The sequence below is a fragment of the Burkholderia sp. KJ006 genome, from assembly GCF_000262695.1.
Taxonomy (GTDB): Bacteria; Pseudomonadota; Gammaproteobacteria; order Burkholderiales; family Burkholderiaceae; genus Burkholderia; species Burkholderia vietnamiensis.
Window position 1 is genome coordinate 2091276 of sequence record NC_017921.1, and the last position, 14856, is coordinate 2106131.

Below are 14856 nucleotides of genomic sequence, written 5' to 3' on the forward strand. Positions count from 1 at the left end.
AGTTGAGGGTCGAGCGCGACCCCGTCGCGTCAGATTGTCGTGCCGTACGTGCGCGTGCTGCCATTCGTCACCCCGAATCCTATGAAATGGCGCTCGGCGACGATCGCGCCGCCCACGACGCCGATCCGTTGCCGCGCCTGGTCGTTGCGCGTCGGCCGGAACCCGGCCGCGGGAATCCCGAGAACATACGAAGGCCCGATGGCAGCGACATGGCGGGTGTTACGGACCATTCCGGCCGCGCGCGAATGGTCCGTAGCTTTTGTCACAGTCGGCCGGCCGCGTGGGCGCGCACACGCGCGGCGAGCGCATCGGCCACGCGCTCGACCACCGCCGGCCAGTCGCCCGGCAGGCGCTGGCGGAACAGCGTCGCGTGCGGATACCACGGGCTGTCGTCGCGCTCGAGCAGCCAGCGCCAGTCGGGCACGCGCGGCAGCAGCACCCACACCGGCCGGCCGAGCGCGCCGGCCAGATGCACGACCGACGTGTCGACGGCGATCACGAGATCCAGCACGTCGACGAGTGCGGCCGTTTCCGCGAAATCGGTCAACGCGTTCGCGAACGACAGCACGCCGCCGGCCGCGAACGCGGCGGCGTCGCGCGCGCGCACGTCGACCTGCAGGCTGACGAAGGTCGCGTCGAGCGCCATGAGCGGCGCCAGCGCCGCCAACGACATCGACCGGTTCTCGTCGTTCGCGTGATGCGGATTGCCCGACCACGCAAGCCCGACGCGCAGGCGCCGCGACGGCGCGGCCGCGTCGAGCCGCGCGCGCCAGGCCGCGCGCCGCCGCGGGTCGGCATGCAGATACGGCACGTCGGCCGGCACCGTGTCGAGCGTCGTACGAAACGCGAACGGCAGGCTCATCATCGGGCAATGCAGGTCGAACGCCGGCGCGGGCTGCCCAGCGGCGACGACGCGGCTCACGCCGCGCAGCGTGCCGAGCAACTCGGCCAGCGCAGCCGGCGCATCGATCACGACGGTGGCCCCGCGATCGTGCGCGAGGCTCGCGTAGCGGCAGAACTGCAGCGTGTCGCCGAAGCCCTGCTCCGCGTGCAGCAACAGCGTGCGGCCCGCGAGCGGTGCGTCGCCGATCCACTGCGGGCGGCCCGCATGACGCCGGTGCAACGTCACGTCGGCGGCGTCCCAGCGCGCCTCGTGCAGCCGCCAGCCGGTGGCGAAGTCACCGGTCAGCAGACGGCAGAATGCGTCGGAACGGCGGGCGATGCCGTGATTCGGGTCGTGCCGGCAGGCCAGCGCGAAATCGGCGAGCGCCCCCGCGTAGTCGCCGAGCTGCTGGCGCGCGACCGCGCGCGTGCAGAGCTCCTGCGCGGTGCTGCCGGGCGCGGCGGCGGCGGCCGCGTAGCTCGCGAGCGCATCGTCGTAACGGCCGAGCAACTGCTGCGCGATCGCGCGATTGCACAGCACTTCGGCATGCGGACCGCGCGCGGCGAGCGCGCCATCGTAATCGGCAAGCGCGTCTTCACAGGCGCCCAGCGTGCGCAGCGCGCCCGCCCGATTGCGCAGCGCGTCGAAGTCGCCCGGCGCGCGCGCCAGCGCTTCGTCGTAGGCACGCACCGCTTCGTCGTGACGGCGCAGTCCGAGCAACGCGTTGCCGCGGCCGAGCCACGCGCCGACGCTGTCGCGGTCGAGCGCGAGCAGACGGTCGGCGCGCTTCAGCAATTCGTCGTGCAGATGCAGCAGATCGAGCGCGACGCAGCTGACGAACAGCAGCTGGGCGTCGTCGGGCATGCGCGTCAGCACTTCGTCGATGCATGCGAGCGCGTCGGCCGGGCGGCCCAGTTCGATCAGCGCATGGCCGCATGCGTAGACGAGTTCGGCGGTCTTGCCGCGCACCACCATCGCGAGCCGGAAGCAATGCACGGCCTCGTCGCCGCGCCCCAGCGCGCGCAGTGCATGGCCGCGTTGCGCGAGCGCGTCCGCGTCGTGCGCGTCGATCCGCAGCGCGCGTTCGACGCTGATCAGCGCGTCGGCGGGACGGCCCAGCACGCGCAGCGCCTCGCCGCGCCGCACCCAGGTCGCGACGCGCCCCGGCTCGCGCAGCAGCGCGAGGTCGTATGCGCCGAGCGCTTCCGCATGCCGGCCGAGCGCAAGCAGCGCGTCGCCGCGCACCGCATGCGCGCGCGCATGGCCGGGATCGCGCGCGAGCGCCTGCGCGGCCGCGTCGAGCGCGTCGCGATGGCGGCCGATTCCGGTCAGCGCCGCCGCATGGTTGGTGAAATTCCACGGCTGATCGAGCCCGAAGCGCATCGAGCGCGCGATCTGCGGCTCCGCGCGCGACGGGTCGCCGCGTTCCAGATGCACGACGCCGAGCAGGTGCAACGCCTCGACGTGATCGGGCAGCATCGCGAGCACACCTTCGTAGAGCCGCGCCGCGCCGGCGAAATCGCGCTGCGCGAGCTTCGCGCGCGCGTGTCGCAGCGCGTCGTCGACGGCCGCCCGCAGCGGCGGCGCGGGCACGGTGCTCATCGCGTCGCGCGCGCAAGCAGCGCCGGCAGCGCGGCGCGCACGCGCTCGACCACCGGCACCCACTGGCCGCCGGCCGGTTGCCGGAACAGCGTCGCGCGCGGATACCACGGGCTGTCGTCGCGATCGAGCAGCCAGCGGAAATCGGGCGTGTGCGGCAGCAGCACGGCGAGCGGGCAGCCCAGCGCGCCGGCCAGGTGCGCAACCGACGTATCGACGCTGATCACCGCATCGAGCGCGCCGATCAGCGCGGCCGTCTCGGCGAAATCGGTCAGGTCGTCGCCCACGAAACGGATCGCGCTCGCGTCGAGCACCGCGCGATCGTCGTCGCGAATCACCTTCTGCACGCTGATCCAGTCGTAGCGATCGTCGAGCAGCGGCAGCAGGTCAGCCAGCGTCATCGAACGGTTGCGATCGTTCAGGTGCAGCGGGTTGCCGGTCCATACGAGGCCGATGCGTGCACGACCGCTGTCGCCGAGGCGCGCACGCCACCGTTCGACCCGCTCGGGATCGGCGCGCAGGTACGGCGCGCCCGCGGGAATCGACGCGAGATTCGTGCGGAATTCGAGCGGCAGACTCAGCAGCGGGCAATGCAGGTCGAACGGCGGCAGCGGCTCGCCGCGCGCGACCAGCACGTCGACGCCGTCGAGCGTGGCGAACAGCGTCGTCAGCTCGACCGGCGCCTCCAGTACCACGCGCGCGCCGAGCGCCTTCACCAGCGGCACGTAGCGGCAGAACTGCAGCGTGTCGCCGAGCCCCTGTTCCGGATACAGCAGGATCGTGCGACCGTCGAGCGGCATGCCGCGCGTCCAGCGCGGTTGCGCGAAATCGCGCCGGCTGGCGTCGAGCTGACTGTCGCGCCAGCGCCATTCGTACTCGGCCCAGCCGGTTTCGAAATCGCCGGTCGACAGGCACAGGAAGGCGCGCGTGCAGTGGGCGGCCGCATCGTCCGGATCGATGTCGAGCACGCGCGCGTAGGCGTGCAGCGCGTCGTCGTGCCGGCGCAGCGCGCGCAACGCGTGGCCGCGATGGAAGTGCGCGAGCTTGTCGAGCGGCGCGAGCGCGATTGCGCGTGAGAGATCGTCGAGCGCATCGTCGTAACGATGCGTTTCGAGCCGCACGCGTGCGCGCGTGAACCACGCCGGCGCGCACTGCGGGTCGAGCTCGAGCGCGCGCTCGCACAGCGCGTGCGCGTCGGCGTGGCGATCGACGCGCATCAGCGCATCGGCGAAGTTGCACAGCACGACGGTGCTGAGCGGATCTGCGTCGAGCGCGCGCGCATAGCTATCGATTGCGTCCGTGTGACGTCCGAGTTGGCTCGCCGCGTTGCCGCGGGTGGCGAGCGCGCACGCGTGGCGCGGCTCGAGCGCAAGCGCGCGGTCGCAACGCAGCAGCGCTTCGTCGTGGCGCCCAAGCTGCTCGAGCGCGATTGCGCTGTTGATGAGCGCATCGACGAAGGTCGGCTTCGTCGCGATCGCCGCGTTGAAATCCGTGAGCGCGCGCTCGGGATCGTGCAGATCGAGATGAACGACGCCGCGCAGGAACAGCACGTCGGCGCTGCCGGGCGCCAGCGCGAGCGCATGGTCGTAGCTGTCGGCCGCGTCGCGATGGCGGCCGAGTTCGCGCAGCGCGAGACCGCGCGTGCGCATCGCGTCGAACGTGCGGCCCGCGAGCGCGATTGCGCGATCGCAGTCGGCCACCGCCGCAGCGTGGTGGCCGAGCGCGCGCTGCGTGTCGCTGCGCTTCACGTAGCCGTCGGCGAAGCCCGGGGTAAGTTCGAGCAGCCGGTCGTAGGCTATGCGGCCTTCGTCGTGCCGGCCAAGTTCCGCGAGCAGGCCCGCGCGCTGGAACAGTGCGCGCGCGTGCGTCGGATTGATCGCGAGCGCATCGTCGAGCCGTGCGAGTGCGTCGTGTGTGCGGCCGAGCCCAGCGAGTACCGCCGAGTAGTTCGCGAGCGCTAGCGGCGCCGGCTGGCGCTCGATCGAGCGCCGCATCAGCGGCTCGGCATCGTCGAGCCGTCCCTGCTGGAAACGCAACACGCCGAGCAGGTGCAGCGCTTCCGGATGGTCGGGATCGGCTGCGAGCAGCGCGGCGTACGCGTGCTCGGCCTGCTGCAGCGCGCCGTCGCGGTGCGCGGCGCGTGCGCCGGCGAGTAGTTGGTCGGGGGCGAGCGCTTCGGGGGCGCTGGGATTGGGTTGCCTGGCATTGGACGGGCCGGCATCGGCTCGGCTCGCATCGGGCGGGTTACCAATGGGCGCGCTGTCATCGGGCTGGCTCGCACCGGGCCGGCTGCCATTGGACCGGCCGGCATCGGCTCGCCTGGCATCGGGCGGGTTACCAATGGGCGCGCTGTCGTCGGGCCAGCTCGCATCGGTCCGGCTGCCACTGGACGGGCCGGCATCGGCTCGCCTGGCATCGGGCTGGTTACCAATGGGCGCGCTGTCGTCGGGCGAGCTCGCATCGGACCGGTTGCCATTGGACCGGCCGGCATCGGCTCGCCTGGCATCTGGCTGATGACCAACCGACGCGCTGCCATCGTGCTGACTGCCATCGGCCGATCGCGGCGCGGCCGGCGCGCTCGCGCGTGGCGCTCGTTCCAGGTTCGAGGACCTCGCGCGGCCGTCGAGCGCGTCGTCGTCGCGGCGAAGTGGCGGCAATGCATTGCCGCCACCCGCCAGCGCACGCACCTGATCCGGATCGGACGCCAGCACGCGCTCCCAGCGGGCAAGCGCTTCGTCCGCGCGACCGAGCCGTTCGAGCACGGCCGCGCTGTCGCGCAGCACGTCGAGCCGCGCCGGGTCGGCCGCGATCGCATCGTTGAACGCGGCGAGCGCTTCGTTGTCGCGGCCAAGATCGGCCAGTGCGCGGCCGCGCTCGGCCTCGATCGCGGCCACGCCCGGCCGCAGCGCGTGCGCGCGCTCGAAGCAGTGCAGCGCGTCGACGGATCGCTGCAGCTCGCGCAGCACGAGCCCGCGGTTGAACCACGATTCGCACGATTGCGGGTCGACCATCAGCGCGCGCTCGTAGGTGTCGAGCGCTTCGTCGAAGCGGCCGAGCGCCCGCAGCGCACCGCCGCGATTGCACAGCGCATCGAGCACGAGCGGCGACAGCGCCAGCGCGCGATCGAACGACGCAAGCGCGTCGTCGTAGCGCCGCAGCCCGAGCAGCGTGTTGCCGCGGCGCACGAGCGTCTGCACGTCGTCGGGCGATGCCCGCAGCGCCGCCGCGAAATGGTCGAGCGCCTCGTCGACGCGTCCCTCCTCGCCTACCAGCGCGCCGAGGTCGGACAACGCGCGTGCGCTCGCGTCGAGCGCGATCGAGCGGCGCAGCAGCGCTTCGGCCTGATCGGCCGCACCGCGCTGGAACTGCAGCACGCCGTACAGGTGCAGCGCCTGCGGATGATCGGGTTCGTTCGCGAGCACGGCAAGATAGTCGCGTGCCGCGTCGTCGAAGCGCCCGGCGCCGTGCCATTGCTGCGCGCGGCCGAGGAGCGCCGCCGCTTGCCATTGCCCGGACGCACCGTTCGCCGGCGCGCCCGCGTGTGGATCATGCCGGTGCTCGACCGTCACGTTCGCCCCCTTCCCGTTTGCCGATGCCGGCGACGGGCCGAAGCGGCCGGTCGCGGCGGTCATGTTCGGCACGAGACTAACGGACGCCCGATAACAGCCGTATGACGAAAGTTACGGACCATTTTTGCCGGGTCACGCAGCGCGCGGTCGGCTGCGGCCGACCGCGGCCGTGCCGGCGCCGCAGGGCGTTGCCGCCGCCGTCACTGACCGATCGCGATCGTCCTCACGTATTCGATCGGCGGCGCGCCGATCGTCACGGCGAAGCGCACACCGCGCGGCAGCGGCATCCCGAGCGACGTTGAATTGCTGATGCCGTGCTGCGCGAGAAACTGCGCGTAGGCTTGCTCGATCGCGGCCTGGCTGGTCGTCCAGCCGCCGGGGGCGATCCACACCGCGAGCTGCATCGCGCGTGCATCGCTGCTGACGACGACCTGCGCGAAATCGTCCATGTGCCGCAGCGCCGCGTCCACCTCGGCGAGCGTGGCGAGCGGCTGCGACGCGCTGCGCACGAGTGCGCGCCCGTTCAGCCGGTAGCGCACGACCTGCACGTGCGTCGGCCCGCTGCCGACGCCGAGACGGCGCACCATCACGAGCTCGTTCGGCCGGATGCGCAGCGGCGGCCCGAACACCTCGTCGGCCGTCACGAGGTTCATCAGGTCGAACTGCAGCTGGGAGAAGTAGCGGCCGAGCAGACGCGTTTGCGCCAGATTCGACGCGATGTCGTCGCGGCCGCGAATCGTCGCATCGAGGCCGCGCCACGACAGCAGCGCGATCACCGCGAGCAGCGCGATCGCGACCAGCATCTCGATCAGCGTGAAGCCGCGCGCATGGAGGCGCGCGGGCCGATCAGCGCCGTGCTTCATTCTGGATCACCGTCACGACTTCGGCGAGCACGGTGCCGCTCGATGCCGACGGATAAACGCTGACCGTCACGCGCCGCACGAGCGGGCTCGGCAGCGTGGCGACGGACTGTCGGCAGACGAACCGGTAACGGCCTTGCGGGCACGCGAACGTCTGCGTGCCGGCGTCCGGCCAACTCGACGCGATGCGCAGTTCGCCGAGCGCGTTGTCTGCGCTCCAGAGCGCGAGCAGCCGCATGCGGGTCGTGTCGGTATCCGCGGCGAGCGCGCCGATCGCGCGCATCACGGCGCCGAGCGCCACCGCGACGATCGCCAGCGCGATCAGCACCTCGATCAATGTGAAGCCCCGTCGCGATGCCCGAGCAGCGCGGAAAGTGTCGGTTCTGTCATCGCACATGAGCTGCGTTCGAGTCGGTGAGTCGCCGCCGCGCGGCGTGCGCCGGGCACGCGACGCGTCGCGCAGCGTCGCCATGGCGGACGCCACCCGTGCACGTTAAGCGGAGCGTATGGCACGGACGTGTCGAAAGGTACGGATCATTTTGGGCGGCGCACGCGCCAGGATCACGCCGGTAAGTGACGCGAATGCGTGACGGGGAGCGCAGCAAAGTGGGGAAAGCGGCACGTATGGCAGATGCGTGGCGAAAGCTACGAATCATTTCGGGCGACGCATGCCCCGGCACCACGTCGTTGCATGACGCGATGCGTCGCGAGGAACAGAGGAAATTCGAAGGGTCCGGATCGTTTCGGTCGGACCGCGGGCGGCCTGAGGCACGCGTGCGCGTGACGCAATGCGTGGCAGCGAATGGAGGAAATCGGCGACGAGCACCGCGTATTGCAGCGGTGTATCGAAGCGTGCGGATTATTTGGCTCGATTGGCGCGCGGCCCGAGGTCACGCCGGTGTCTGGCGCGATGCGGGGTAGAGAGCTAAGAAAATCGGGAAAGCAGAAAAAACGGAGACGACGAACGGACGCCTGCCCGCATACTGCCCGACGCGGCAGCGTCAGCCGCTCACGTCGTCACGGCGTCGTCATACTCGGCGCGCGCCCGCTGTCCGGCCGCGTACGCGTCGGCTTCGCGGTTGTAGCCCTCGGTGCTGAACGCGACGACTTTCACGCCCACGCCGGACGTCCGCTTCACCGTCAGCGCCCATTGCCATCCGCCGTCTTGTTCGAAGACGTGCAGCGAGGGTTCGAGGGATGAGTCCAGTACGATCACGGATTGTGCTCCTGCCCTGCGCGTCGCATCGGCGCCGCCGGGCATGTCGAAAAATTGCGCCGAGTCCCGACGCGATCCTGCCATTCGCCAGTCTAGTCAAAGAATGTTGCGACGCACCATCAGGGCTTACACTTGCCTATCGGAACCGGCCAGTCGATCGAAACTGTTCGCAAGTCAAGCGGCACGGGCCTCGCGGGCCGCCCTCCGCGGCGCGCCAGCGCGCCGTGCGTCAACGTGCCACATCGACGACCAGCCAATCGCGACATACGTAATCGGGGCGCGCCAGATGTGCCCGAACGCAGCGACCGCACTCCGGCACGAGCCTCCGGCTGCTACTGCGCGGTCGGCGTCACGAACCGGAACGTGAGATTGACGCGCTCGCCCTGCACGGCCGGCGCCTTCGGCACGCGGTGCAGCCATTCGGCCTGCGTGCGCCCGCGCATCACCAGCAGGCTACCGTGCGTGAGCCGGTACGCATGTGTGACGCCGCTCGCGCGATGACGCAGGTCGAACACGCGCATCGCGCCGAGACTCACCGACGCGATGACGGGCGCCTCGCCCAGCTCGCGCTCGTTGTCCGCATGCCAGCCGAGGCTGTCCTGGCCGTTGCGGTAACGATTGAGCAGCACGCTGTTGAAGGGCGCGCGGCTGGTCGCCTCGACCGCGCGCTTCAGCTCGAGCACGGCCGGCGTCCACGGCGCCGGCACGTTGCGGATCCCCGAATAAACGTAGACAGCATCGTGCTCGCCCTGCCACGCGGTCAGCCGCGGCAGCGGAATGCGGCCGCGCGGCGTGCGGATCGTGTCCTGTCGCCACGCGACCTCGTCGATCAGCGCGGCCAGCAGGCGGTCGGCATCGGCCGGGGCGAGCCAGTCCGGATACCAGTCCACCTCGGGAGCCGGCGTATCGGCGAAAAGATCGGGCGTCGACATGGCGGGATCAGACAGAGAGCGAAGGACGGGAGCGAATCATCCATGCATGGTAGCCAACGCCGCCTCGCGCCGCCATGCGCGATCGTCGCGGTGCCCATGTCAAGCGTGCGGCCGCGTCGCCATGCAGACCGGTGAGCCCTGCCGAACATCCCGATCCGCACGAGCTGCGTCGTTGGCGCCAGGCATGCCGAACCGGCACGTATGCTCGCGCACATCCCACGCGTCGATCCGGACGACATCGCCCCTAACGCTCGACGCGCTCTAGCTCCCGCGCGTCAGACGGATCAACGTGATCTCGGACGGCACGCCGAAGCGATTCGGCGGCCCCCAGTAGCCGGTGCCGCGGCTGGTGTAGAGCCACATCGCGCCGATCCGGTTCAGCCCGCCGATCACGGGCTGCTGCAGGCGCACGAACGGCGGCCACGGCAGAAACTGGCCGCCGTGCGTATGGCCGGACAACTGCACGGTGAAACCGGCGCGGCTCGCCGCTTGCGCGCTGCGCGGCTGGTGCGCGAGCAGGATCCTGGTGGCGACGTCGGGCGGCGCGCCCGCGAGCGCCTGTTCGGGATCGCTGCGATGCGCGGGATCGAAGCCGCCCGCCGTGAAATCGGTGACGCCCGCGAGCACCGCGCGTGCGCCGTCGCGCTCGATCAGCACGTGCTCGTTGAGCAGCACCGTCAGGCCGATCCGCCGGAACTCGTCGATCCAAGCATGCGCGCCGGCGTAATACTCGTGATTGCCGGTGACGAGAAAGCTGCCGTGCCGCGAGCGCATGCTGCCGAGCGGCGCCGTATGCTCGCGCAGCCGCTCGACCGAGCCGTCGACCACGTCGCCGGTCACGACGACCAGATCCGCATCGAGCGCGTTGACCACGCGCACGATCCGCTCGATGAACGGCCGCTTGATGGTCGGCCCGACGTGAATGTCCGACAGTTGCACGATCGTCAGCCCGTCGAGCGCAGCCGGCAACTCGTCGACGGGAATCGACACGCGCTTGACCGCCGCGGTGCGCCGCGCGCCCACGAAACCGATCGCGCTGACCAGTACCGCGGCTGCCAACACTGCGAGCGCCGTAGCGGACGCCGCATCGCTCCACGCGCCGGGATGCACGAATTGCCGCCAGGCGACCACGCCGAGCAGCACCAGTTCGCGCAGCAAGGTCAGCACCAGCAGCGACGAGAAGAAGCCCATCGCGAGCGCGCCGGTCCAGCCGAACAACGTGGCGGCCCAGCCCTCGTCGAAGCGGCGCGAGAACATGCCGACTGGAATCAGCACGACGAAGCTCGCGAGCACGAGCGCCGCTACGGTTCGCGCGAGCGGCGACGTGAACGCGTCGGGGATGATCCGCATCCCGACATACAGATGCAACAGCACGCCGATTGCAATGAATCGGACAAAGAAACTTCGCATGGAATGCTCGTCCTGATCGGGATATCGATTGCGCGCCGCGCGCCGGACGTGAACATGACGTCGGCTCACGTTGTGTCCGGCGTCGCGCGCCCTATGTCCGATGGTACACAGATACCGGGCGGCACGACGGGACGCGCGTCGGGCGTACCTGAGCGGGCGGCGGCGGCCGCGCTCATGACGGAGACGATCGACGCGGCGCAATGAGCATTACCGCATGCGGCGGCCGTCCGCCGACGCTGCCGACGCGATTGACGTACGCGCGAGCCGCCCACTAGAATGCCGCCCATCCCTCCTTCAGGAACCATCGTGGACAGTTGCAGCCCTTCGCTGCGTGCGCCGCTCGCCGCCTGAACGCCTGTCCCACGCAGCCATCCTGCCGCGACTCGCGTTCCGCGAGTCCGCACGCTTCCCGTTTCACACTGAATGACGCATTCGCGCGGTACAGTACCGCGCGATGACGGCCATCGCATCGCGCTCGCCCAGCGCCGCCGCGATGCGGGCCGGCAAGCGCGCTTTACACGGCAGGACCAACATGACGCTCGATTTCGCACTCCGTCTTTTCACCGCGTTCGCCTGCGGCGTCGCGATCGGCCTCGAACGCCAGATGCGCCAACGCACGGCCGGCCTGCGCACGATCACGCTGGTGGCGAGCGGCGCCTGCCTGTTCGTGACGCTCGGCGTGCTGACCGGCAACGGCGTGGCCGGCGTCACGCAGATCGCCGCGTACGTCGTGTCCGGCGTCGGCTTTCTCGGCGGCGGCGTGATCATGCGCGACAAGGGCTCGATCCAGGGCATCAACACGGCCGCGACGCTGTGGTGCTCGGCCGCCGTCGGCGTGCTCGCCGGCGCCGGCCACTTCGTGCCTGCGCTGGCCGGCACGGGCGTGGTGCTGCTCGCCAACACGGTGCTGCGCGGCGTCAGTCAGGCGATCAACGCAACGCCGGTGTCGAATGCCGATCTGGTGCGCGAATACCGGATCACCGTGATCTGCCTGGCCGCCGACGAAGTGCACATCCGCACGCTGCTGTCGAACGCGATGTACACGAAGCCGCTGTCGTTCCAGAGCCTGACGAGCGAGGACGTGCCCGAGCAGCCGGACCGGCTGAAGGTCACCGCGACGCTGAAGCTGCATCCGAAAGATCAGCAGAAACTCGAGCAGATCGCGAGCCGGATCAGTATGGAGAAGAGCATTTCAAGCGTGAGCTGGACCGCGAAGGAGGCGGAGCCGATGATGGAGTGAGCGGCGGCCGCCCGATGCGCGCGTGCATGCGGGCATGCAGGCGGCTGCGGTGCCGCGTCAGGGCGTGTCGATGAGGCCGGCAGCGATCGCCTTGACCACCGCCTGAACCTTGTTGGTCGCCGCGAGCTTCTCGAGGATGTTGTTCACGTGGAAGTTCACCGTGCGCTCCGAGATGCTGAGGATCTGGCCGATTTCGCACGCGGTCTTGCCTTCGGCCGTCCAGCACAGCACTTCGCGCTCGCGCGCGGTCAGCGTGACGCCCGCCGCAGGCGACAGCTTCGGCAGCATGAAGCGGCTCATCAGCGAGTGCGACAGGTTCGCGAGCCAGTTGGTCTGCAGCGTCAGCATGTTGATCTCGGCGGGCGTGAGGCGGTCCGCGTGACGCGAGATACTCAGCAGCCCGAACGCTCCGCGCGCGGCCCAGCTCGACTGCGCGACGCCCACGGCCAGCCCGAAGTCGCGCGCGTCCTCCCACAACGGACACGGGTCGATCCGGTCGACGTCCGGCCACACGATCATGTTGGTGCTCAATGCGCCTTCGCGCACCGTCGAGTCGATTTCGATGTAGTTGCGCGCCTGATAGTGCGCCATCCAGCCGTCCGGATAGGTATCGAAGATCGCGACCGCCGGCTTCGATACGGGCAGCGGCACGCGAATGCCGTAACAGCAATATTCGAAGCCGAGCCGTTTAGAATAGGCGGCGATCCGCTGGAAGAGCTGCTGCTCGTCTTCCGCGGCGCTGAATTGTTGGTAGGCATCCTGCCAGCGCAGTTCCATTCTTTCTCCGACAACGTCACGCTGTCATACCTGTCAGGTGCCAGCACCGGTTGGGGGCTGATACATTCCGCGCATGACTTCACCTTTGTTGCACCCGGTCCGCAGTCCGTCTCCGGACGGCTACGTGCGCCTGTCCGCAAGCGCATTGGCCGCGCTCGCGCTCAACCATGTCGCGAGCGGTCTCGATGCCTCGCTGCTCGACGAATTGCGCGAAGGCGGCATCGACGCGCGCCTGGCCGGCTATACCGAATGGCACCGCCCGGCGAGCGTCGGTGTCGCATACCTGACGGTCGGGTGGGACTGGTATCTCGACCGCGCGACGAGCACCTTCGTGATCGCATACGGCGACGTCCGCAGCAACATCATGGCCGTCGACGCGACGGGCGCCGATCTCGGCATGTTCCGCACCGCGGCCGCGCTCGCCACCCGGCTCACGGATCTCGACTGGGCCGCCGCGGTCGCTGCATCGGTACTGGGTCGCAACGACGCCTATCATGCCGGTCCCACGCTCCAGTGACAACCGTCCCGGCTTTCCTCTGACTTTTCCGCAAGACTGGCGCTCTTTATAAGCAAAAGCCGCCCGTATTTCAATCCCGCCGATCAAGAAACCGTTACCACCGGTCGAATGATACCGGTAAGCCGCCACCCTGTAAGAGTTACCAGTTACAGCCTCCTCGGGCCGCGCGATGTAATGCGTGCATCCCAAAGTACCGATCCGAGGACACCATGCGGACCTTCGTTCACGAGGAAGGGCGGTTGCCAAGCGAGCTTGCAGCGGAACTGGGGCGCTATCGGCGCCGTGTGTTCATCGAGCAACTCGGCTGGGCACTTCCGTCTGCAAACGAGCGTTTCGAGCATGATCAGTTTGATCGTGACGATACGGTCTACGTGTTCGCGAGGGACGCTGCTGGCGACGTGTGCGGCTGTGCGCGCCTGTTGCCGACCACGCGTCCGTATCTGCTGGAGTCGCTGTTCGCCGATCTCATCGCCGAAGACGTCGCCCTGCCGCAATCGGCGGCCGTCTGGGAGCTGTCGCGATTCGCGGCCACCGGCGACGAAGGCGGCGCGGGCAATGCCGACTGGGCCGTGCGGCCGATGCTGGCAGCCGTCGTCGAATGTGCTGCGCAGCTCGGCGCGCGGCAGCTGATCGGCGTGACGTTCGCGAGCATGGAGCGGCTGTTCCGCCGGATCGGCGTGCACGCGCACCGCGCCGGACCGCCGAAACAGGTGGATGGCCGTCTGGTGGTCGCATGTTGGATCGATATCGACCCGCAAACGTTTGCTGCACTTGGAATTATGCCGGGACGGGCTGCCCGGCAAGCCATCGCCGCCTGAGCCGGAACGCGCGTAGTCCGGCCGGACGGAATCGTAACAAAGGAGAATCAGTGTGGATCAGTCTCAGGTCTTTCGCGCGATGATGCCCGGATTGACGGGCGCTGCCGGCGCCGGCATCACGCTCGCGTACCCGTTGTTCCCGCGCACGCTGCCGCTCGTGCGGCTCGATCGGCGCGGGCTCGTGTTCCGCGCGAGCGGCGCCGCGCCGCTCGTCTGCGGGCTGCCGCGCCCCGCCACGCTGCTGATTGCGGACGAGCCGCTCTGCTCGCTGCGCCTCGTGATTCGCGACGTCTGTGCTGCAGGCGACGGCCGGCACGACCTGACGATGCAGCCGTCCGGCGCCGCCGGCGACGAACTGCTGTGGCACGCGTTGCGCGAGCGCGAACCGTACCGTCGGATTCGCGAGCCGCTCGCGCCGATCGACCCCGCTATCGTCACCGCGATCGCGCCGGGCGGCGACGGACAGGTAACGGATGCCGCGCAGCGTCCGTCGCGCTCGGCGGCGTTCCGTCTACGCAGCCACAGCGACGCCCTCTTCTTCGCCGACTGGCTCGAATATCACTTCGACGAGTTGCATGCGCTGGCGCAGGAGCGCGGCCCGCAATTGCACCTCAATCAGTTGCAGCGGCAGGTGGCCGACGACGAGGTCGGCGTACGGTTCGTCTATGACGTCAATGGGCATGCGACCCGGCACGCACTGACCGATTGCGCGCGAGAAGCTTGCGCCTGGATCGAGACGGAAATGCGCGACAAGTACGCGGTGCCGGTCGCGCAGGAGCGGTTCGGCGGGTTCTCGGGGAACGTTGCGTTGCACAATTACAACTAGGGCTTGCCAGGCCTCGGGTTTTCCCTTAAAGTTCGAACTGTCTCCTCCATGTCTCCAAGCATGGATTCAGCCCGCTCAAGTAGCGGGCTTTTTCTTGCCTGCGATATTTTGATGGGGACGGATGAGGGGATGCAGTCCGGCTGCCCGCGGCGTGGCGGTTTTGTAGCTTCGCAAAGCGATGAGAGTCGGGCGTGCGACGCTTCAACCGT

14 protein-coding genes are annotated in these 14856 nt (G+C 69.4%); 5 read left to right on the forward strand and 9 right to left on the reverse strand.

What is annotated here, in order from left to right; all coding sequences use genetic code 11:
* Positions 1-29 precede the first annotated feature (29 nt).
* From MYA_RS23105 to MYA_RS23140, 8 genes are all read right to left on the reverse strand, one after another.
* Complete coding sequence (locus tag MYA_RS23105) at positions 30-230, reverse strand: hypothetical protein (RefSeq protein ID WP_014725296.1); 201 nt, start codon at positions 228-230, stop codon at positions 30-32.
* Positions 231-262: 32 nt separating this feature from the next.
* Positions 263-2485 carry a tetratricopeptide repeat protein gene (locus MYA_RS23110; RefSeq protein ID WP_041494316.1) on the reverse strand — a complete coding sequence of 741 codons (2223 nt, stop codon included), beginning with the start codon at positions 2483-2485 and terminating at the stop codon, positions 263-265.
* A complete protein-coding gene (locus MYA_RS23115) occupies positions 2482-6114 on the reverse strand; it encodes a tetratricopeptide repeat protein (RefSeq protein ID WP_443101903.1) in 3633 nt (1210 codons plus the stop codon). Before MYA_RS23115 ends, MYA_RS23110 begins: the two co-directional genes overlap by 4 nt.
* A 137-nt stretch (positions 6115-6251) precedes the next feature.
* Positions 6252-6914 carry a PulJ/GspJ family protein gene (locus tag MYA_RS23120; protein ID WP_014725299.1) on the reverse strand — a complete coding sequence of 221 codons (663 nt, stop codon included), beginning with the start codon at positions 6912-6914 and terminating at the stop codon, positions 6252-6254.
* The gene (gene gspI / locus MYA_RS23125) at positions 6898-7308 is read right to left on the reverse strand and encodes a type II secretion system minor pseudopilin GspI (protein WP_063710896.1); all 411 of its coding nucleotides are present in this window, start codon (positions 7306-7308) and stop codon (positions 6898-6900) included. The genes MYA_RS23120 and gspI overlap by 17 nt, the downstream gene beginning before the upstream one ends.
* Before the next feature lie 612 nt (positions 7309-7920).
* A complete protein-coding gene (locus MYA_RS23130; protein ID WP_014725301.1) occupies positions 7921-8127 on the reverse strand; it encodes a hypothetical protein in 207 nt (68 codons plus the stop codon).
* A gap of 332 nt (positions 8128-8459) precedes the next feature.
* Positions 8460-9059: an alpha-ketoglutarate-dependent dioxygenase AlkB family protein gene (locus MYA_RS23135; RefSeq protein ID WP_014725302.1), complete on the reverse strand. Its 600-nt coding sequence runs from the start codon at positions 9057-9059 to the stop codon at positions 8460-8462.
* A gap of 261 nt (positions 9060-9320) precedes the next feature.
* Positions 9321-10469 (reverse strand): metallophosphoesterase, encoded by a 1149-nt coding sequence (locus MYA_RS23140; protein WP_011882530.1) that lies wholly within the window; start codon positions 10467-10469, stop codon positions 9321-9323.
* A 3-nt stretch (positions 10470-10472) separates the two neighbouring features.
* Here MYA_RS23140 and MYA_RS23145 point away from each other — a divergent pair, with 3 nt between their 5' ends.
* Positions 10473-10673 carry a hypothetical protein gene (locus MYA_RS23145; protein WP_034195251.1) on the forward strand — a complete coding sequence of 67 codons (201 nt, stop codon included), beginning with the start codon at positions 10473-10475 and terminating at the stop codon, positions 10671-10673.
* Between the two features lie 328 nt (positions 10674-11001).
* Positions 11002-11709 (forward strand): MgtC/SapB family protein, encoded by a 708-nt coding sequence (locus MYA_RS23150; RefSeq protein ID WP_014725305.1) that lies wholly within the window; start codon positions 11002-11004, stop codon positions 11707-11709.
* 57 nt (positions 11710-11766) lie between these two features.
* Here the strand turns inward: MYA_RS23150 and MYA_RS23155 are convergent, their stop codons facing one another.
* A complete protein-coding gene (locus MYA_RS23155; protein ID WP_011882532.1) occupies positions 11767-12486 on the reverse strand; it encodes an autoinducer binding domain-containing protein in 720 nt (239 codons plus the stop codon).
* Between the two features lie 73 nt (positions 12487-12559).
* Here MYA_RS23155 and MYA_RS23160 point away from each other — a divergent pair, with 73 nt between their 5' ends.
* The 3 genes from MYA_RS23160 (at position 12560) to MYA_RS23170 (ending at position 14647) form a co-directional block, all read left to right on the forward strand.
* Entirely contained in the window at positions 12560-13003 is a 444-nt protein-coding gene (locus tag MYA_RS23160) for a DUF4902 domain-containing protein (RefSeq protein ID WP_011882533.1), read from the forward strand.
* Between the two features lie 209 nt (positions 13004-13212).
* Positions 13213-13821 carry an acyl-homoserine-lactone synthase gene (locus MYA_RS23165; RefSeq protein ID WP_041494199.1) on the forward strand — a complete coding sequence of 203 codons (609 nt, stop codon included), beginning with the start codon at positions 13213-13215 and terminating at the stop codon, positions 13819-13821.
* Between the two features lie 52 nt (positions 13822-13873).
* Positions 13874-14647, forward strand: a complete 774-nt coding sequence (locus tag MYA_RS23170) for a hypothetical protein (RefSeq protein WP_014725308.1) — start codon at positions 13874-13876, stop codon at positions 14645-14647.
* Positions 14648-14856: the final 209 nt, after the last annotated feature.

Coding starts and splice junctions, on each gene's coding strand:
- MYA_RS23105 (WP_014725296.1), bottom strand. CDS start 230: ATGGTCCGTAACACCCGCCATGTCGCTGCCATCGGGCCTTCGTATGTT.
- MYA_RS23110 (WP_041494316.1), bottom strand. CDS start 2,485: ATGAGCACCGTGCCCGCGCCGCCGCTGCGGGCGGCCGTCGACGACGCG.
- MYA_RS23115 (WP_443101903.1), bottom strand. CDS start 6,114: ATGACCGCCGCGACCGGCCGCTTCGGCCCGTCGCCGGCATCGGCAAAC.
- MYA_RS23120 (WP_014725299.1), bottom strand. CDS start 6,914: ATGAAGCACGGCGCTGATCGGCCCGCGCGCCTCCATGCGCGCGGCTTC.
- gspI (WP_063710896.1), bottom strand. CDS start 7,308: ATGTGCGATGACAGAACCGACACTTTCCGCGCTGCTCGGGCATCGCGA.
- MYA_RS23135 (WP_014725302.1), bottom strand. CDS start 9,059: ATGTCGACGCCCGATCTTTTCGCCGATACGCCGGCTCCCGAGGTGGAC.
- MYA_RS23140 (WP_011882530.1), bottom strand. CDS start 10,469: ATGCGAAGTTTCTTTGTCCGATTCATTGCAATCGGCGTGCTGTTGCAT.
- MYA_RS23145 (WP_034195251.1), top strand. CDS start 10,473: ATGCTCGTCCTGATCGGGATATCGATTGCGCGCCGCGCGCCGGACGTG.
- MYA_RS23150 (WP_014725305.1), top strand. CDS start 11,002: ATGACGCTCGATTTCGCACTCCGTCTTTTCACCGCGTTCGCCTGCGGC.
- MYA_RS23155 (WP_011882532.1), bottom strand. CDS start 12,486: ATGGAACTGCGCTGGCAGGATGCCTACCAACAATTCAGCGCCGCGGAA.
- MYA_RS23160 (WP_011882533.1), top strand. CDS start 12,560: ATGACTTCACCTTTGTTGCACCCGGTCCGCAGTCCGTCTCCGGACGGC.
- MYA_RS23165 (WP_041494199.1), top strand. CDS start 13,213: ATGCGGACCTTCGTTCACGAGGAAGGGCGGTTGCCAAGCGAGCTTGCA.